The following is an 18,715-nucleotide window of genomic DNA, read 5'->3' on the forward strand; positions in this document are numbered from 1 at the left end:
ATAGCAGACGATAAAAATAATCTATTAAAAAAGGTTCCAAGCAAAATTTTATTGCTTGGAACCTTTTTGAGACTGGTTATGTCCCAGCCTCTTTTCGCAAGTGTATCGTTATTGAGCTGCAGGATATACGCTCACTTTCTTCTTGTCACGACCTAAGCGTTCGAAACGAACAACGCCGTCAACTTTTGCGAATAAAGTGTCGTCACCACCGCGTCCAACGTTTTCACCAGGGAAGATTTTTGTTCCACGTTGACGATAAAGGATAGAACCGCCAGTTACGAACTGACCATCTGCACGCTTTGCTCCAAGACGCTTGGCTTCAGAGTCACGGCCGTTCTTTGTAGAACCAACCCCTTTTTTGGATGCGAAAAATTGAAGGTCTAATCTTAGCATGAGTGTCACCTCCTATGAATGAAAATTAATGCTAATGTATTTGCTATATTCCCGTTCAATCGTCTGCAAGGAAATGACCATTCCTTCGAGAAGAAGCTGTACTTTCTCGTCAATGCCTTCCGGAAGATCTTCCGGCACATAGCAGCGGAGAAAGCCGCCCTCCTCCTCCTGTTCGATGCCAATTCTAGCTTCAGTTAAGGATAGAATGGCATTGAGAGTACCGAAGGAAACAGCCGTTGCTCCTGCACACACGAGATCTTTTCCATGTTCAGCAAATTCTGCGTGTCCATCCATTGTGAAAGAAGAGATTCTTCCGGATGGCTCTCTTACTATATCTACCTGAATCATGAGATCATCGCCTTATGCGTTGATTTTTTCGATAACCACTTTAGTGTATGGTTGACGATGGCCTTGCTTTCTGCGGTAGTTTTTCTTAGCTTTGAATTTGAAAACAGTAATTTTCTTTTGACGGCCTTGCTTTTCAACTTTACCTGTAACTGTAGCGCCTTCTACGATTGGGCTTCCTACTTTTACATTGTCACCGCCAACAAACAATACTTGATCAAATGTAACAGAATCGCCTTCTGCTGCATCCAATTTCTCAATGTAAATTGCTTGTCCTTCTTCTACTTTCACTTGCTTTCCGCCAGTTTCAATAATTGCGTACATTTCTGCACCTCCTTGATTACTAAGACTCGCCATTTCAGGTGGTTCATTGAACACTTAAAAACCTGGTATGTGCGGTTGTAGCACGGGTGCTACAAACAATAACATTAAAATCTTATCACCTACACTTGCACCTGTCAACTTCTTTTTTCTAGCTGATTACTTTCCAATTCTTTAGAGGAACCTGCTCGGACTACTCGTCCTCTTGGTATATCTGACTGTATGACCCGATAGATCATCCTTTTACTGATAAGGGCTTCAAGCTTATTATGATATTCTCTCTGTTCACCTGCAAAGATCTCAATGACCTCGGGGGTCGCTTCAATCAAAATCGCTTCTTCACTGCTTCGTTCATATGCTAACACTTCTCTCTCTAAACGGAATGCAGCAGTCTCGGGACTCACCATCCGGCCTGTCCCGCCACATGTCTGACACGGTACCGTTAACGTTTCTAGCAGGGACGTTTTTGTTTTCTTGCGCGTGATTTCCATAAGTCCTAAAGCTGTAAATCCCCGAATAGAGAGCTGCTTTACATCTTTTTTCGCTTCCTGTACAAGAAGTGCCTCGACTTTCCTCCGATCCTCTTCACTGAACATATCAATAAAGTCAATCAAAATAATTCCACTGATGTCTCGGAGCCTCGCTTGCCGCAGACTTTCTATAGCCGCTTCCTTGTTAATCAGCAGCACGGTCTGCCTCTGGCTGCTCTTACCGGTGAATTTCCCTGTGTTCACATCAATCACTGTCATTGCTTCTGTTCGCTGAATGACAATGAACCCCCCGCTTGGAAGCCAAACGACCTGTTTGAGAGCCGTTTGAAGTGCATCTGGCACTTGATAAGCAGCAAACACTTCCTCCCGCCCTGTATAAAGAACAGGGCTCCATCGTTTGCTTTCAAATCGCGGATCTTTTTTTATATCTGAAAGAACCTTTGCTTCATCACACACAAGCTCCCCTTCCTGAAGCTCTTGCATGCGCGTAAAGACGGTCTCCTTTAGAAGCTCTCTCTCTATAAGAAGCGCAGGCGCTTTTTCCTGCCGGGCTTTTTGTAACAAATTTTTATGCTCTTCTCTCAGCTTTTCCCATTCAGCCAAAAACTCCTCTTTTGACTGCTGAAAAGCCGCTGTACGCAGGATCACGCCTTCTCCTTCACTCTTCTGTTCTTCTATCCAGTTTATCCACTCACGCCTTTGTCCTTCATTCGCCACCTTCTTTGAAACAGCCGTATACCCCCCTTGCGGCAAATAAACGAGTCGTTTCCCCGGCCACTCTATGACAGCTGAAAGACGAGCACCTTTCATTTCAGACGCATCCTTCGTTACCTGCACAATCACTTTCTGCCCTTGATGCACCAGTTCACTAATTGACCTATTTTGATGGTTCGGCCAATCGCTACGGTGCAAATACCCCTTTCGTTCTAGTCCAATATCAACAAAGCAAGCATCCATTCCTTTTTCTACTTTTGTCACTACTCCATAATAAATAAAGCCGACACGAGAGAGATGTGACGGCTGAAAAATATGAATCTGGTCCACAGTACCGCTTTTGATCACAGCTAGACGCTGCTCTCTGCCTTTCGAGCTGACAATCAACGCATTCATATAAAACCCGCTTTCTTATTTTTGTTTTCACTTTACTGTGCGTCCGCGTTTTCGTCAATCAATTGGCAGCAGGTCACCTAAGCGGGCATTCGTTCTCTTCTCAGCAAAGTAAGCATACAACAGCTCATTTTCGTCTAATCTAAATTGCCTTTCTCCTGTCACATAAATAATGTGCTTTGCATTCCTCTGAAAGCGTTCCAATACATCTAGTACCGGCTCGCCCGCTAAGGCGGGAAGCGGCTTTAAGGAAGCGGCTTCTCCCTTGTTTCCATAGTGCCTTTCAAGCAAGAAACGCATAAAGGCATACCGCTTTTCTTTCCATGTCCGCCAAAGAGACCAAGCTAAGTAAGCGAATAAGGCCCAGGCTTGCAAATGAAAAGGGAAGAATAGGAAAACAATTGCTTGGAGAAGAATCAGCAGAAAGCCCGAGCACAAAATGGCCCAGCGGAAAGCAAACAAATACGGCTTGCGCCAAGAGAGCAGCAGCAATAAAATCTTTCCGCCATCTAAAGGGTACACAGGCAGCAAGTTAAAAAGCAGAATGGCGGCATTCAACTCAAAGAACAGTGTATATAAGTGATCAGGAACCCATCCTGCAAGGCTTAACAGCCAGGCGACAGCAAACAGCCAAACATGCTGCAGTGGACCAGCGAGAACAACAAAGACCTCTTCCTTTATCGGCCGGTTTCCATGCTCATCCATCTCGGCTACTCCTCCAAAGGGCAGGAAGGAGATTTTTCGAATGCGCCAATCAAAAAACTTTGCCGCCAGAACATGTCCGAATTCATGAATCGCAATAATCAAAAAAACAAGAAGCAGGTGCAGAAAAAAGCCGGTTAAGAGACAAACGGCTACAACTGTCCACATCAACGGATGAATATGAACCTTCCTCATCAAGCTAGTCAAATGGAATCACCTGGTTTGGATCGATAAATACACCATCCTGTTTAATCGCGAGATAAAACTGACCTTCCTCCGACTGATCGACCATTTTTGCTTCTGCCAGGGTATCTCCAGCTTTCACCTTGGTATATGGGAGGACACTGACAGAAGCAAGGTGCCCATACCACGATTCACTGTTATCAGCATGCTGCACGACCACCGTTTTCCCGATGCCTTCTTTCTCCCCATTGAAAATAACCGTTCCATCCTTAACAGCCCTTACCTTCTCACCTGCTCCTATTTCTACAAGGATCCCCCGGCCGTTTGTTTGAAAATCCTCTAAAATATGGCCGGATGCCGGCAGGGCAACTTGTGGCATGTCCTGTGCCTGTTCATCCGCTGGTGACCAGTTCTCTGCCGTAAAAGGCAGCGGAGCGCCAAGGGCGTTCTCATACCATTCTGCCGCCTTAGCAAAAGGAAACTCCCTTTCCATCGTTTCCCTTACCCACCTCTCTCCCTCTTCCAAAGCAGGTGATGGCTGCTTAAATATAATAGCAATAATTAATACGAGACTAATAGACGCCAGGCACTTGAACAGGAAACGGTTCCAGTTGAACAAGGGATGTAATTCTTTTTTCTCCTCTATCAGCGGGCTTAGCTCCTTCTCTTCTTTCACCGACCTTCCCTCCTCAACACAGGTTTGTACACTATATGTCAGACAAGCTTAATTAAGAAGAGAAATTACCAAAGAAATGTGATTCTCCTCTCCTTCAGAATTAAAAAGAAAAAAGCAACAAGCCCTGTGAGGAGAGCTTGCTGCTTTTTCTTGCTGATTAAGATGAACGAGCACCGAAGAACTTCTTCAGCTTCGTTAAAAATCCGTCCTTTGGGTCTTCTAAGTGCTGAAGGGGAACAGATTCGCCTAATATTCTTCTAGCGATATTCCTATAAGCAATAGACACTTTGCTATTTGGATTATGCGCGATCGGATGTCCTTGATGAGAGGATTTGATTACCTCGTCATCATCTGCTACAATCCCTATCAATTCAATAGATAAGTGAGTAGCTACTTCATCGACATCGAGCATATCTCCCTCTTTCATCATATGATTGCGAATACGGTTAACGATGAGCTTAGGAGGCTCCACACCTTCCTCTTTCTCTAAAAGCCCGATAACACGGTCCGCATCACGTACCGCCGACCTTTCAGGCGTTGTTACTACAATTGCCTTATCTGCTCCTGCTACGGCATTTTTATAACCTTGCTCAATGCCGGCCGGGCTATCAATTAAAATATAATCAAAGTCTTGTTTCAGTTCATCAACCAGCTTCTTCATCTGCTCTGGATGAACGGCTGATTTATCTGTTGTCTGGGCCGCCGGCAATAAATACAATAAATCATTAAAGCGCTTGTCCTTTACAAGTGCTTGATGAATTTTGCACCGGCCTTCGACTACATCTACCAGGTCATAAATAATGCGATTTTCAAGACCCATTACCACATCTAAATTTCTAAGGCCTATGTCAGTGTCTACTAGACAGACCTTCTTTTCCTGCAATGCAAGTGCGGTACCTAAATTGGCTGAAGTCGTTGTTTTTCCGACTCCTCCTTTTCCTGATGTAATGACTATAGCCTCACCCACTGTAGTTTCCCCCTTTAAACGTAGAAATATCCGGTCTTAGATGCTGCAATACTTGCAAACGATCAATAACGATCTGGTTGGATGCATCTATATAAGCACACTCTGCTTCATAGCTCTCCTCTTCCTCATAACGGTCGGGTGCCCGGTTCAAGTAATGGGCAATGCGAAGCTGAGAAGGCATCATACGGCCAGCCGCTATTACCGCCTGCTCATCTCCATAACAGCCGGCGTGGGCAATCCCTTTTAGAAGGCCTACTATAAAAATGTTCCTCCCAGCCTTTACCGTCCCGCCGGGATTCACATCACCAATAAGCAGCAAGTCCCCCGGAACTTCAAGCACCTGTCCAGAGCGAATCCTGCCAGTGTAAGAAACAATCTCGCCAGCTTCCTTCCAGCGAACCGCTTCTTCCATTGTCATAACGTTGGACTTCACTCCTACTACGATCAAATGCCTGCGCTGACTGATTAAATTTTTTATTACCTCTATATCTTCTTCCAGCAAGTATCGATTTCCTGCCTGAACGGTTACCTTAATGGCTGACCCATGCTCCTGGCCGCCAACTACATCCATCTTCTCAGCCAGCTCGACCAACAGCTCATCAAATGAGCATCTATCATTCAAATGCAGGGTCAGTCCATCTTTGGTTCCTTTAATGACCACATTTTGTTTTGTTCTCATAGCGCGTAATTCACCTCGGTTGTCCAATTAATTCGACAAGTCTTCTCCTGATTCCTCTTTTGCTTATCACAGCTTACTCATTCTATATGCGCGGCAGCTTTTCAAAAGCGTTCTTTAAAGGTACTGCCAGCAGCGCATAAATAACGAAATTCAACAGCAAAGTTGGCCCTAGACGGGTCGTCATGAATTGAGCGGCCGTCATTTCCGTCCGTTCAACAAGCACATTTAATTGGAACATAATCAGCTCCAGCAGAAATACGCTAAACAAAACGATAAAACAGAAAACGAATAGATGGTTTTCCAGCACTTTGACAAGCTTAGAAGAAATGTACACAATGAGCGGCAGAAAAAACATGTAAGCTCCTAATATACCTGTATAAAAAATATCAAAGAAGAACCCAAACAAGAAACTGTATTTGAGTGCTGTATTGCGATCGAGAAAGGCAGCCATAAATAACAAGCCTATTAGAAACAAACGAGAAACAGCCACCTGTTCATCACCAAATAAACTTTCCGGAAAAACAAGGTGAATCACACTATCACTATAGAATAACACAATGACGAGCAGCGGAAGAAGGAGACGCTTCACAGGTCTCCCCCCTCAACAAGAACCTGCCCCTGCTCTTCCTCTTCAGGCAAAACAGTAGTCATTCCACGCTTGGTTACCATGACATGCTCAAAGCCGTCAAAAGAAGCAGCTGGCTCAATGAGAGCGGTCTGCGTTAAGCCGAATTCATCCGGGGTCATCTCCTTGACCTTCCCGATAACCAGTCCTTCCGGGAATACGCCCCCCATTCCGGACGTTGTTACAAGCATGCCTTCTTTGACCTTAGCATCGTACGGAATCTTCGTCATGGATAACGCCTTTTTCTGCTTGTCGTAGCCTTCTATCAAACCAAAAATATTCTCATCACCTTGAATCACTGCCGACACTCTGCTTCTGGAATCGTGTGCACTTAAGAGCTGGACAGTAGAGGTAAATTTCGAAGCTGTCTTTACTTTCCCAACCAACCCTTCAGCCGTAATGACAGCCATATTAGGCTGAACACCAGATGCTTCTCCTTGATCAATTGTAATGACATCGTACCAGCGATCCGGATTACGGGCGATCACCGTTGCCTGTATAGGCTCGTAATCTGCTAAACTCTCTCTTTTTCCGAGTACGGTTCTCAATTCTTCGTTATCTCGCTTAAGACGTTCCACTTCGCTTTCCAGCTGGGCCGTTTGTTGAATGCGCTCCTTTAGCTTCTTGTTTTCTTCATATGTATGGCGCAGGTTCTCAATATCATCAAAAAAACCTGCAACACCTTGAGCAGGTTTAGATACAACTGCTTGTCCTAAACCGATCACATCGTTAATAAATTGCTCAGGCCAGGATAAATGCTCTCTATCACGAAGAGAAAAGCCAATCAAAGCCACAAGAACAATGATGCTTCCTAGAAGAATAATCAGGCGCTTGTTTGTAAAAAGTTGTGGCATATACTCCACCTCTATTTATTTGCATTAAATAACCATCGGGCAGGTTTCCATCTGTCACTGCCGAATGGAACAGAAGCTGAGGGCACTGATACGGCCAGCATAAGCTGACCGTCTTTCTCATTAATTTGCCCGCTGCATGGGCCTTGCCGCCTCTTGCTTCTGATGCCATCAGGTCCCGCCTGAAGCGGCCCGCGTTTCTAACCACCAGAAAAGGATAGAAAACGAACGCATCTGTATCCTGAGTGTTATAGCTTATTTTCTTTTATTTTTGAATAAGTCAATATGGTCAAGAGCCATACCCGTTCCGATAGCCACACAGTCTAGCGGGTTTTCAGCAACAATGACCGGTATATTCGTTTCTTCACTCATGACTTTATCTAAATTGCGAAGCAGCCCGCCGCCGCCTGTCAAAACAATCCCGCGATCCATTACATCAGCCGCAAGCTCTGGCGGTGTACGTTCTAGCGTGCTTCGTACTGTATCGATAATAGCCTCTACTGTATCCTTCAGAGCGCCTGCAATCTCTTCGGAAGAGATTTCTACCGTCTTTGGATAACCTGTTAAAAGATCACGACCGCGAATTTCCATTGTCTTCTCTTCTTCCAAGCCGCCCGCTGAACCAATCTCGACTTTGATTGCTTCCGCAGTCCGGTCACCAATTAACAGGTTGTACTGCTTGCGGACGTAAGTAATGATCGCGGAATCCAACTCGTCACCAGCTACACGCAAGGATTGGCTTGTCACGATATCACCAAGAGAAATGATCGCCACTTCCGTGGTCCCGCCACCTATATCAACTACCATGCTGCCAGTCGGCTCCCATACAGGAAGGTTCGCCCCAATGGCGGCAGCAAAGGGCTCCTCAATTGTAAAGGCATCCTTGGCGCCTGCCTGGCGAGCCGCATCGATTACTGCTCTCTCTTCTACCGCAGTAATGCCTGAAGGGACGCAGATCATGACATAAGGCTTGCTGAAAAGCAGTCCTTTACCATTTTGCTGTGTCGCTTGCTTTAAATAATATTTAATCATGATCGCTGTTGTTTCATAGTCAGCAATGACCCCGTCCTTCATTGGCCGGGTTGCCACTATATTCCCTGGTGTACGGCCGATCATTTTCTTGGCATCGTTCCCTACCGCTATGATTTGCTTCGTATCCGTTTGAAGCGCCACAACCGATGGTTCACGCACCACAATTCCTTTGCCGTTCGCGTACACAAGCGTATTGGCCGTCCCTAGGTCTATTCCGAAATCACGGCTTCTCATTCCAAACATACAAGTATCTCCCTCTCTAGGTCTGTTACTTCTATCGTGATTGATTTAATATTGTTTTTATTATTTCGACAGGGCTTTGTTAATAAAAACCATAACTCATATTATAACCGAATAAAAAAGAAAATCCTAGCGTTATAGATAGCCTTTTTCTTTTAAGCTGACGTATTTCTTCTCGCCGATAATCAAGTGATCAAGCAGTTCAATGCCAAGTATCTTTCCGCACTCGGCGAGCCGTTTGGTTACTTCGATATCTTCCTGGCTTGGCCTGGGGTCTCCACTGGGGTGATTATGGATGCATATGAGGGAAGCCGCTGAGCGGCGAAGAGCTTCCTTGAACACTTCGCGAGGGTGGACAATGGAGGCATTTAGGCTGCCAATGAAAATGGTCTGTTTATGCAGCACCTGGTTTTTCGTGTTTAAATAAAGGGCGACAAAATGCTCCTGTGTAAGAAATCTCATTTCCTCCATGACATAATTCGCGCCGTCTTCTGGTGAACGGATCACATAGCGATTGCAGAATGTCAGCTGGTTCACTCGCCGGCCAAGCTCTAAGGCTGACATGATCTGAACTGCTTTGGCCTTGCCGATTCCTTTCACAGAGGTAAGTTCTTCAAGAGAGGCATCCTTTAGCAGACTTAGGCCCTCGAAGGTCGTTAAGAGGCGAGCAGCTAGCTGAAGGACCGATTCATCTTTCGTTCCGTTGCGAAGAAGAATAGCGAGGAGTTCATGATTGGATAAACTGGATGCCCCTCTGGCAATCAGCCGCTCCCGCGGACGGTCTTCTAGCGGAACATCATGGATCATCAAGACGTCTTTGTTCATTTTTTCTCTCCTTTTCCACTTTTTTAAGAGAGGGAAGAGAAAATAGCACCTGGCCAGCCGAGCTGTTTGAGATGTCTATACAGAGAAGAGACAGGCAGTCCGACCACTGAGAAGTAATCGCCTTCAAGGTGCTTTACGAAAACGGCTCCAGCTCCTTGAATGCCATAGGCACCTGCTTTATCAAACGGCTCGCCTAAGTCCACGTACCGATCAATTTCCTCTTCTGAGAGCTCCCAAAAAGTAACGTTCGTTTTTTCAACAAAAGTGTGTTCTTTTTCTCCACGCCGAATGGCTACACCTGTGTATACAGCATGGGTGCGTCCAGAAAGACGCTGAAGCATAGATTTCGCTTCCTGTTGATCGCTCGGCTTGCCTAAAATTTGTTCACCAAGCGCAACAACGGTATCAGCACCAATCACAAAATCAGCCGGGTAATCCCTGGCGACAGCAGCCGCTTTAACAGAGGCTAAGTGACTGACTGCTTCTGCCGGAGAAAGCTCCAAGGGAATGGTTTCATCAGCGTGGCTGACAACTACAGTAAAGCTTAAACCAATTTGTTCAAGAAGTTCTTTTCTACGAGGAGAGCCAGAGGCCAAAATCAGCTTTGTCAAGATCAATCACCTTTCCTTTGAGAAATACGGGAGATACGAGAATATCTTACCAGAAACAAGAACAGGCGACAATCTTCTCTAAGAAAGCAGCAAATAAGCCTGCTCTGTCTATGCGGAGCAGGCTTATTCAGCAGTTACTGACTATAAATCGATAAAAAGGCCAAAAGTTTTTCTTGCGCAGCTTTAGCATCCTGCGGCTGATTGCCTTTTAATTCATCCAAGGATGCCGTTAACAGCTGTTTTAACTCTGCGGCAGCCTGATCACCTTCAGGCACCTTCACTTCCCTCAGCTCCTTCTCTAAGGCTGACAGCTCAGCCGAGTCTACATCTCTGCCTGCTGCTCTCCTGCCGCTTGCTTCTGCAACTTTCGGAAATAGACTAGCCAGCTCAGCCGCAGAAGACTGAAGTTCAGATGAAGGAGAGATGGAGGCCTGCTTAGCGTAGACCGCTGCTCCACCTTCCTCGTAAGCTTCTCCAATCATTTTTGCCGTATCTAAAGTAGCGGCAACAGCGAGCCAGACGATATACTGTCCGTCCTGAAGAATAACTTCAGCTGGTATATCTTTTGCGGTTATTTCGCTTTTCATGGCGGCAGCCGCTTCTTCTGTAGAAAATATTCCTCCCTGAACAACTGATGCTTCGATTGGTGACAGAGATTGAGCAGCTGGTTTTTCTGCAGCCGGCACATCGGCAGACGATGAACCGTCTGAGGCATTCTCCTCCTTCAGCACGGCTTGGGGCTGCTCTCCCCTTTCCTGTATCACTACCTTGAGCATCGTATATCCAAGCAACAAACCAATTAGAACAGCGCTAGCTATAATAATGATCCACTTGGCGATTCCGCGTCGGGAACTCGTGCTTTGTTTCGGAACATATTGCGTGATGGCCTCTTCCTTCTGTTCCACCTCTTCGGGAAAAATCCACTCGAATTCATCCTCATCCTTTTCCGGCTCAGCGGCGGCGGCGCTTTCGACAGACCCCTTTTCCCATTCCTTTATCTCGAGCTCTTTCCGTTCCTGTTTTTTCTGTTTGTCGCCAATGGTGACAGAAATGCTTGGTCGTTTTTTTGGCTTGTCCAACTCTATTCACCCTTCCGATTGCGTCCAAGTTGCCTTCATGCTAACATAGCAGCACAGAAAAAGAAGAAGATTCTTGTCGGCCATTTCTAGAAAAATTTCGGCAAATGATGTTCTATTTCGTCTAGCATGATAGAGATTTACTGAAAGAGAGCCAAGTAAGTATGAATAAGAAAATCGCCATAAAATAAGGTTAAAAGGGATGCAACAGCGATGAAGGGGCCAAAGGGAAAAGGTTGTCCCCTCTTTATTTTGCCGGCGGCCAGCCCTATGCTGCCAGCAGCACCAGCCAGCCAGACTGAAAGGGTAAAGAGAAGAAGAAAGCTCTCCCATCCAAATATGAAGCCAAGCAGAAGAAACAGCTTGATATCTCCGCCTCCTATTCCTCCAGCGAAGCATATAGCAACAGGGACAAGCACGAAAGTACTGAGCGCTGCCCCAGCTAAAGCATCTGCTTTAAGCGGGCCCGGAAGGAAAAACCAAATAGCTATGTAAACACCCCCAAATGCGATCAATACTTTATTTGGAATGACCATATAAGCTATATCAGAAACAATAATGATCATGAGCAAAGCAATAGTTATCCAAGCAGTAATAAGGGATAGAAGGTCATTGAAGATCGAGAAAGCAGCGGCAAATAAGAGGGCCGTAGAAAGCTCAATGAGGGGATAGAGGGGAGAAATAGGTGTGTGGCAGGTTCTGCAGGTCCCCTTCAAGCAGATGTAGGAAATAACAGGGATAAGCTCTAGAAGCGATAATGGACGAGAGCAGACAGAGCATTGGCTTCTCGGCACAATAATAGACTGCCTGGCCGGCACGCGGAGGCCAACAACATTTAAAAAAGAACCAATGACGAGTCCAAAAATAAAAACAGTCCCGCTCATTATATTCCTCCTTTGCAAAGCATGCATATATTTGTTTTTGATTGTCTCATTCTCTTTCCTCCTTTTGTTTGGTATATACAACCTTTTCCAATGTACCATGTTTTCGATCCCAAAAAAACCGTTCTTTTTTAAGAACGGTTCAAGTAGGCTTTCACTTCAGAAATAAAGTAAAGTGAGCCTGTCACAACCAGCATATCGTCTTCCTTTGCAGAATGCTTGAATTCATTAATGGCCTTTCTCCAATCCTCTTCCCATTGACAGCCGTCAGGCAGGATAGCAAACTCTTCCTTTCCAGCCGCTCTCGGATAGTCGAACGTAGTAAAGATAATAGAGTCTACTGCTGTTTTCATTAAATCTGCCATAGTATTCAACTGCTTATCCCTCATGCCTGCAAATAGAGCTGTAATGTTTTTATCCTGATGACGGGCATTTAAAGAAGTGACTAGCGCTTCCATCCCTTCTGGGTTATGGGCTCCGTCAAGCAGAATAAGCGGCTGGTCCGATACTTTTTCCATTCTTCCCGGCCAGCTTACACTCTTCAGCCCCTTTCGGATATGCTCCTCATCTACAAGAAACGCATAAAAGGCACGTAAATACAGAATAGACATAACCGCTAATGCAGCATTATCCGCTTGATGCAGCCCATTTAAGCGGACATGAAGGTCATCGATGGAGGCAAAAACCGAATTGAAGCTGAATACTTCTCCTTCCCCATGAGAAGCCTTCCACTCTGCCTCAAACTGATCACCGAGCTGATAGATGGAAGAACGCATCTCCTTCACGCGGTCATGAATAATGCGCTGGGCGTTCTTTTGCTTTACGCCTGAGACAACCGGCACACCGCTTTTAATGATGCCTGCCTTCTCTGCAGCAATATCTTCGAGCGTATCTCCGAGAAGATCCATATGATCCATTCCCAGCATGGTAATGACCGAAAGAAGCGGGTGCACGATGTTAGTGGAATCAAGACGTCCGCCAAGACCTGTTTCTACTAACAAAACATCAACGGGATGAAGGTAGGCGAAATAATAGAATGCCATCGCTGTGATGACTTCGAACTCTGACGGTCCGCCAAGCTCGGTCTTCTCCAGCTCTTCTGCGAGCGGCCGGATAATCCGGACAAGTTCGGCAATCACCTCATCGCTGGCGGCCTCTCCATTCACACTGATCCGCTCATTAAATTGTTCAATATAAGGAGAAGTAAAAGTGCCTACCTCATACCCAGCCTCCTGCAAAATGGCACGCATGCAGGCAATAGTAGAACCTTTTCCATTCGTGCCTGCTACATGTACGACTCTTAAGTGACGCTCAGGGTGATCCATCTTCTCCATTAGCCACTCCATCCGTTTCAGACCCGGCTTGATTCCTAATCGAAGGCGGCTATGTATCCAATTGACGGCTTCTTCATAGTTTATTGTCATGATTGTCCCTCCTGGTGAATCTTTTTTACATTTTCTATTTCAACCCATAAGGCTGGATAGGTGCAGGTCCTATTTAAAGGATAGCATCTGCCATTCTTACCTTGAAAAAGACGAATCTGCTGAATGCAGACTCGTCTTTCTCTATTTAGCCTTTCAGCTCATCGATTCGCGCTTTTACGGCATCTCGCTTCTCTAAATAATCCTTTTCCTTCGCTCGCTCTCCTTCGACGACTTCCTGAGGAGCTTTGCTGACAAAGCGCTCGTTGCTTAACTTTTTCTGAACGCGTTCTACTTCGCTATTCCACTTATCCCACTCTTTTTGCAGGCGGGTAAGCTCTTCTTCGATGTTAATTAGGCCAGCCAGCGGCAAGAAGAGTTCGGCACCTGTCACAACCGCTGTCATCGCCTTTTCTGGTGCCGGCACATCGGTTGCCAATACCAGCTCTTCAGGATTACAGAACCGTTCGATATACGCCTGGTTGTTCTTAAGAGTTTGAAGAACGCTGTCATCCTTCGCTTTAATTAGAAGCTTAATTGGCTTGCTGAGCGGTGTATTCACTTCTGCCCGGACATTTCGTACGGAGCGGATAATGTCAACAAGAAGCTTCATTTCTTCTGCTGCCTGCTGATCGGACAGCTCTTCCTTCACTTCTGGCCATGCAGCAGTTACAATAGTTTCACCCTTATGCGGCAGGTTTTGCCAGATCTCCTCCGTAATAAATGGCATAAATGGATGCAGAAGACGCATCGTGTTATCGAGCACGTACGCCAAAATAGAGCGAGTCGTCTTCTTCGCGGCTTCATCCTCGCCGTACAGTGGAAGCTTAGCCATTTCAATATACCAGTCGCAGAAATCATCCCAGATGAAATTATACAGCACACGTCCAACCTCACCAAATTCATAGCGGTCAGCCAGCTTCGTCACTGTCGCGATCGTATCGTTTAAGCGTGTTAAAATCCACTTGTCTGCTACAGATTTTTCGCCGCTTAAATCGATTTCTTCATACTTCAGCCCATCCATATTCATTAATGCGAAACGGGAAGCATTCCAGATCTTGTTCGCAAAGTTCCAGATTGACTCAACTTTCTCTACAGAGAAGCGGAGGTCTTGTCCCGGCGAGCTGCCTGTTGATAAGAAATAACGAAGCGAATCGGCTCCGTACTTTTCAATTACTTCCATCGGATCTACACCGTTTCCAAGTGACTTACTCATTTTGCGCCCTTCAGCATCGCGGACAAGGCCATGGATCAATACGTCTTTAAAAGGTCGTTCTCCAGTGAACTCCAGCCCTTGGAAGATCATGCGGGATACCCAGAAGAATATAATGTCATAGCCCGTTACAAGAACGTTCGTCGGATAATAACGCTTGAAGTCAGGGGCTTCTTCGTCCGGCCAGCCCATTGTAGAGAACGGCCATAAAGCGGAGCTGAACCACGTATCAAGCACATCTGGATCCTGTTCCCAATTCTCCGCATCTTTTGGCTCTTCAAGACCCACATATACTTCTCCCGTTTCTTTATGGTACCAGGCAGGAATACGGTGGCCCCACCACAGCTGACGAGAAATGCACCAGTCGCGGATATTTTCCATCCAATGAAGATATGTTTTTTCGAAACGGTCAGGAACAAAGTGTACCTTGTCTTCCTTGTCTTGCTGCTCAACCGCCTGGTCAGCAAGCGGCTGCATTTTCACAAACCACTGTGTGGATAAGTACGGCTCCACTACCGCCCCGCTCCGTTCAGAATGTCCGACTGAATGCAAGTGCTCTTCAATTTCGAATAAAACGCCTTCTTCCTGAAGATCTTTTACAATTTGTTTCCGACACTCGAAGCGGTCCATTCCTTGATACTTACCGGCCTTCTCATTCATGGTACCGTCTTCATTCATCACAAGGATGCGCTCTAAATTATGACGGTTGCCCACTTCAAAGTCATTCGGGTCATGGGCCGGAGTAATTTTCACGGCGCCGGATCCGAATTCCATATCGACGTAGTCATCACCAACGATCGGAATTTCACGGCCAACAATTGGCAGAATCACATTTTTTCCAATCAAGTGCTTATAGCGTTCATCTTCCGGATGAACCGCTACAGCCGTATCTCCGAGCATTGTCTCCGGACGGGTCGTAGCTATTTCAATATGGCCGCTGCCATCCGCTAGCGGGTACTTCATGTGATAGAAAGCACCTTGAACATCCTTATAGATTACCTCAATATCAGATAAAGCCGTTTTCGTTGCCGGGTCCCAGTTAATGATATACTCGCCCCGATAAATCAAACCTTTTTCGTACAAGGAAACGAAGACTTCCCGCACAGCTTTTGAGAGACCCTCATCAAGCGTGAAGCGCTCGCGGCTGTAGTCGAGACCGAGACCAAGCTTTGCCCATTGCTGGCGGATAAAGCTCGCATATTCGTCCTTCCACTTCCATGCTTCCTCTAAAAACTTCTCACGGCCGAGATCATAGCGGCTTTTGCCTTCTTCACGCAGCTTCTGCTCTACCTTTGCCTGTGTAGCAATGCCGGCATGATCCATCCCCGGCAGCCAAAGCACATCGTATCCCTGCATGCGCTTCATTCTTGTTAAAATATCTTGAAGTGTTGTATCCCAAGCATGCCCCAAGTGCAATTTTCCAGTCACATTAGGCGGCGGGATGACGATCGTATAAGGGGGCTTCGTTTCATCACCTGTTGCTTCAAAATACTTGCCGTTTACCCACTTGTCATACCTTCCTTTTTCTATGGCCTGCGGATCATACTTAGTCGGCATGGATAATTCATTATTTTCCATTGCGGAGTTCCTCCTTTTTTATCAAACCAATACTTTCATGATTGCCTTAAAGCTGGACGCGAACCTTTTGCCAGGATACAAATTCTGCTTATTCTGCAGGCTCAGGCAATAAAAAAACTCCTATCGCCAAAAGGACGAAGGAGTTGTTCGCGGTACCACCTTTTTTCACGAGCAGCTGCATACAGCAAACTACTCGGCTCTCAATCCATTAACGGCTGGCAACCGGCTTCTGCTACTATTTATTCGCAGAAGCAGCTCACGGGCGACCTTCCAAAGGGGCATTGCAGAAAACCTTACAGCCGAGGGTTTTCCTCTCTTAAGCAAGCAGAGCCTTTGTACTCTTCCCGATCTTGGCTTTTCTCTCTTTAACATCCATATATTATCGAAAAACATACATAATCGTCAATCTTTCCAATGATTATTTTTTTATAAACCCTCTCGACTGTAGAAATTCAAGCATATACGGCCGGCGAGGCTTAGATAAAAAGGCCGCCATGCCTCCAGTCCAGGAAGCGTTTTTTTGGTTTGTGGCACGTGTAGAGTAATACTCCTCCATCTTCTCGTCATAAGATGAAAGGAGTTCATCATATTTCTCTTCATCATAGCTGTTTTCGTGAACAATAGCTTGTACCGGCAGACGAGGCTTCACTTCATTCCTTTCTGCAGGTACGCCAACAGTCAATCCAAACAGCGGTACCACGTAGTCAGGAAGCTCTAGCAGCTCGCTGATAGCCTCAGGATTGTTGCGTACGCCGCCAATATAGCAAATTCCATATCCTTTAGATTCAGCAGCCACTACAAAGTTTTGAGCCAGCAAGGCTGTATCAATCACGGCGACGAGCAGGTTCTCCGCTGTGCTTCCTTCAATCTGCTTGCCATGAAGAGCTACTGCCTTTTCCAGACGCTTTAAATCCGCACAGAAAACGAGCGGCAGGGCAGCAGACTCAAATTGCGGTTCGTTCTTCGACAGCTCTCCTAATTTTTTGCGCTTTTCCTCATCCTTTATGCGGATCACTGAGTAGGCTTGAACAAAGTGAGAGCTCGCTGCATGCTGGGCAGTTTCCATAAGCTCTAAAAATGTTTCATCAGAAATCGGTTCATCCGTATATTTTCGGACAGATGCATGTGATTTTAATAAGTCTAACATATAGCCATCCTCCCTTTGATATGATTGATCATACACCATATGTACTCTTCTTCAAGCTAAACAAGCTTTCTCAATCTGTCAACTATTGTCTCCTCACCCCCGTCCCTATTTATTCATATAGTAAAAGAAAAACTCTTTTACTGACAGCGAGGTGCACATATGAAAAGAAGATACAATCCGTACTCTCTGCCTCCTTGGCTGCGTACCGTACGCAAAGTCTGCTGCCAGCTCGCCATTCCTTTCTGTATTTTCCAGGGTATTCGCACCATCTTCCTTCCAACCACCTTCGATGTGATTGTCCTATTCCTGCTCATTTTAATAGCGACCGCTCTTCACTTAGAATGGATTTAAAAAAGACGTCGGCGAGACGTCTTTTTTAATCCAGCTGTGTAACAAAGTATTCAATATTCTTCATTTGCCAATAAGCCTGCTGCAGCTTGTGGACCATCTCATATTCACTTTGTCTCCCCTGTCCTGAAAAGTAAGAAGCTACAGCTTGATAGACCTGTCCCGGGTAGGCTAAATAGCTTTGGAACAGCAGCTTTTCCCCTTTCTTTAACGAAAAGAATTGAGTATAGTGCTGAAAGCTCTCTACCTCTTGCTTGGATTCTTTCGGATAACCCGCAAATAAGCGGTTAAAATACGGAACTAAATCATGGATAGGCGTAGCACGCCTGGACTGTTCTAAATTAATGAAATATCCCCGGCTCTGTGCGTCTGTTACATAATGACCAGGCTCCAGCTGCCCGTGAATCTGAACGGTTCGTTCTTTCTCTGATTCCGCTGTTTCCTCCTTCCACGCTTCTAGTTTCTCCTTAGCATAGCGATAAGCTAGCCTTGTCTCTTCATAATAGGAACAAAACAGCAAGTGAAATGGTGACATATATACCTCTTCTTCTGCCAGAAAAACCAGCTGCTCAAGCTCTTCTTCCTGCCTTTCCCATCTGCTCTTCGTCTTTTCAAATTGCCTTAGCCGTTCTTCCTTAGACACGCGGACTTCTACCGCGGACAGCAGGTGCAGCCTGGCCGCCTCGCGAAGCAGGCTTCTCTCCACTTGTCGAGCATTCTCGTGCTGTCCTTCGATCCAGGGCATTAGGTAATAAAGAGAAGAGCCCTCTAGTACACTATATCGTCCATCCAGCGTCGGATAGACTGGAACAAAGTGATGGTAGCCTGCCTGATACAAGCTTTGCATATGAAGCAAAAAATCGATCCCTCGCTCGGCAGGAATCTTTTTTAAAGCAAATGTCCCTTGTTCTGTCCATATTCTCTGAACCTGGCCGAACGAATCTACACGTACGGGTATCAGTCCATATTGTTTACAAACCGCTTCATAAGATGGTGCCATTCC

At 45.9% G+C, this 18,715-nt stretch carries 20 protein-coding genes and 2 other annotated features; of the genes, 1 reads left to right on the forward strand and 19 read right to left on the reverse strand.

The features are described 5' to 3' along the window. Positions 1-108: 108 nt before the first annotated feature. From rpmA to nfsA, 18 genes are all read right to left on the reverse strand, one after another. Positions 109-393: a 50S ribosomal protein L27 gene (rpmA, locus tag QY97_RS12505; protein ID WP_039236920.1), complete on the reverse strand. Its 285-nt coding sequence runs from the start codon at positions 391-393 to the stop codon at positions 109-111. A gap of 12 nt (positions 394-405) precedes the next feature. Beyond that, positions 406-741, reverse strand: a complete 336-nt coding sequence (locus QY97_RS12510; protein WP_039236923.1) for a ribosomal-processing cysteine protease Prp — start codon at positions 739-741, stop codon at positions 406-408. Positions 742-753: 12 nt separating this feature from the next. Beyond that, entirely contained in the window at positions 754-1,062 is a 309-nt protein-coding gene (gene rplU / locus QY97_RS12515) for a 50S ribosomal protein L21 (RefSeq protein ID WP_039236926.1), read from the reverse strand. A 12-nt stretch (positions 1,063-1,074) separates the two neighbouring features. Next, positions 1,075-1,149 (reverse strand) — a sequence feature (ribosomal protein L21 leader region). Between the two features lie 47 nt (positions 1,150-1,196). Then, on the reverse strand, positions 1,197-2,660 hold the full coding sequence (locus tag QY97_RS12520; protein WP_039236929.1) for an Rne/Rng family ribonuclease: 1,464 nt from the start codon (positions 2,658-2,660) through the stop codon (positions 1,197-1,199). 54 nt (positions 2,661-2,714) lie between these two features. Then, entirely contained in the window at positions 2,715-3,566 is an 852-nt protein-coding gene (locus tag QY97_RS12525; protein ID WP_232506299.1) for a M50 family metallopeptidase, read from the reverse strand. After that, positions 3,559-4,218, reverse strand: a complete 660-nt coding sequence (locus tag QY97_RS12530) for a M23 family metallopeptidase (RefSeq protein WP_046128742.1) — start codon at positions 4,216-4,218, stop codon at positions 3,559-3,561. The genes QY97_RS12525 and QY97_RS12530 overlap by 8 nt, the downstream gene beginning before the upstream one ends. A 157-nt stretch (positions 4,219-4,375) precedes the next feature. Further along, the gene (gene minD, locus QY97_RS12535; RefSeq protein ID WP_039236932.1) at positions 4,376-5,185 is read right to left on the reverse strand and encodes a septum site-determining protein MinD; all 810 of its coding nucleotides are present in this window, start codon (positions 5,183-5,185) and stop codon (positions 4,376-4,378) included. Further along, a complete protein-coding gene (gene minC, locus QY97_RS12540; protein WP_039236936.1) occupies positions 5,178-5,864 on the reverse strand; it encodes a septum site-determining protein MinC in 687 nt (228 codons plus the stop codon). The genes minD and minC overlap by 8 nt, the downstream gene beginning before the upstream one ends. An 82-nt stretch (positions 5,865-5,946) precedes the next feature. After that, positions 5,947-6,453: a rod shape-determining protein MreD gene (gene mreD, locus QY97_RS12545; protein ID WP_039236939.1), complete on the reverse strand. Its 507-nt coding sequence runs from the start codon at positions 6,451-6,453 to the stop codon at positions 5,947-5,949. Further along, entirely contained in the window at positions 6,450-7,343 is an 894-nt protein-coding gene (gene mreC / locus QY97_RS12550; RefSeq protein WP_039236942.1) for a rod shape-determining protein MreC, read from the reverse strand. The genes mreD and mreC overlap by 4 nt, the downstream gene beginning before the upstream one ends. 252 nt (positions 7,344-7,595) lie before the next feature. After that, the gene (locus QY97_RS12555) at positions 7,596-8,615 is read right to left on the reverse strand and encodes a rod shape-determining protein (RefSeq protein WP_039236945.1); all 1,020 of its coding nucleotides are present in this window, start codon (positions 8,613-8,615) and stop codon (positions 7,596-7,598) included. A gap of 132 nt (positions 8,616-8,747) precedes the next feature. Next, entirely contained in the window at positions 8,748-9,437 is a 690-nt protein-coding gene (gene radC, locus QY97_RS12560; protein WP_039236947.1) for a RadC family protein, read from the reverse strand. 23 nt (positions 9,438-9,460) lie between these two features. Continuing rightward, on the reverse strand, positions 9,461-10,048 hold the full coding sequence (locus tag QY97_RS12565) for a Maf family protein (RefSeq protein WP_039236950.1): 588 nt from the start codon (positions 10,046-10,048) through the stop codon (positions 9,461-9,463). 134 nt (positions 10,049-10,182) lie between these two features. Further along, positions 10,183-11,127, reverse strand: a complete 945-nt coding sequence (locus QY97_RS12570) for a hypothetical protein (RefSeq protein WP_039236953.1) — start codon at positions 11,125-11,127, stop codon at positions 10,183-10,185. A gap of 137 nt (positions 11,128-11,264) precedes the next feature. Then, positions 11,265-12,008: a prepilin peptidase gene (locus QY97_RS12575; RefSeq protein ID WP_039236956.1), complete on the reverse strand. Its 744-nt coding sequence runs from the start codon at positions 12,006-12,008 to the stop codon at positions 11,265-11,267. Between the two features lie 128 nt (positions 12,009-12,136). After that, positions 12,137-13,429, reverse strand: a complete 1,293-nt coding sequence (locus QY97_RS12580) for a bifunctional folylpolyglutamate synthase/dihydrofolate synthase (RefSeq protein ID WP_039236959.1) — start codon at positions 13,427-13,429, stop codon at positions 12,137-12,139. Between the two features lie 145 nt (positions 13,430-13,574). Continuing rightward, positions 13,575-16,217: a valine--tRNA ligase gene (locus QY97_RS12585; RefSeq protein ID WP_039236961.1), complete on the reverse strand. Its 2,643-nt coding sequence runs from the start codon at positions 16,215-16,217 to the stop codon at positions 13,575-13,577. Between the two features lie 127 nt (positions 16,218-16,344). Continuing rightward, positions 16,345-16,578: a binding site (T-box leader), on the reverse strand. 57 nt (positions 16,579-16,635) lie between these two features. After that, a complete protein-coding gene (gene nfsA / locus QY97_RS12590; protein WP_039236964.1) occupies positions 16,636-17,364 on the reverse strand; it encodes an oxygen-insensitive NADPH nitroreductase in 729 nt (242 codons plus the stop codon). 159 nt (positions 17,365-17,523) lie between these two features. Between nfsA and QY97_RS19985 the strand changes: the two genes are divergently transcribed. Further along, positions 17,524-17,715 carry a hypothetical protein gene (locus QY97_RS19985; RefSeq protein ID WP_082090020.1) on the forward strand — a complete coding sequence of 64 codons (192 nt, stop codon included), beginning with the start codon at positions 17,524-17,526 and terminating at the stop codon, positions 17,713-17,715. A gap of 25 nt (positions 17,716-17,740) precedes the next feature. Here the strand turns inward: QY97_RS19985 and ysxE are convergent, their stop codons facing one another. Continuing rightward, positions 17,741-18,712, reverse strand: coding sequence for a spore coat protein YsxE (gene ysxE, locus QY97_RS12595; RefSeq protein WP_039236968.1), 972 nt, complete (start codon positions 18,710-18,712; stop codon positions 17,741-17,743). Positions 18,713-18,715: the final 3 nt, after the last annotated feature.

Origin of the sequence: Bacillus thermotolerans, from assembly GCF_000812025.2 — a bacterium.
Taxonomy (GTDB): Bacteria; Bacillota; Bacilli; order Bacillales; family Domibacillaceae; genus Quasibacillus; species Quasibacillus thermotolerans.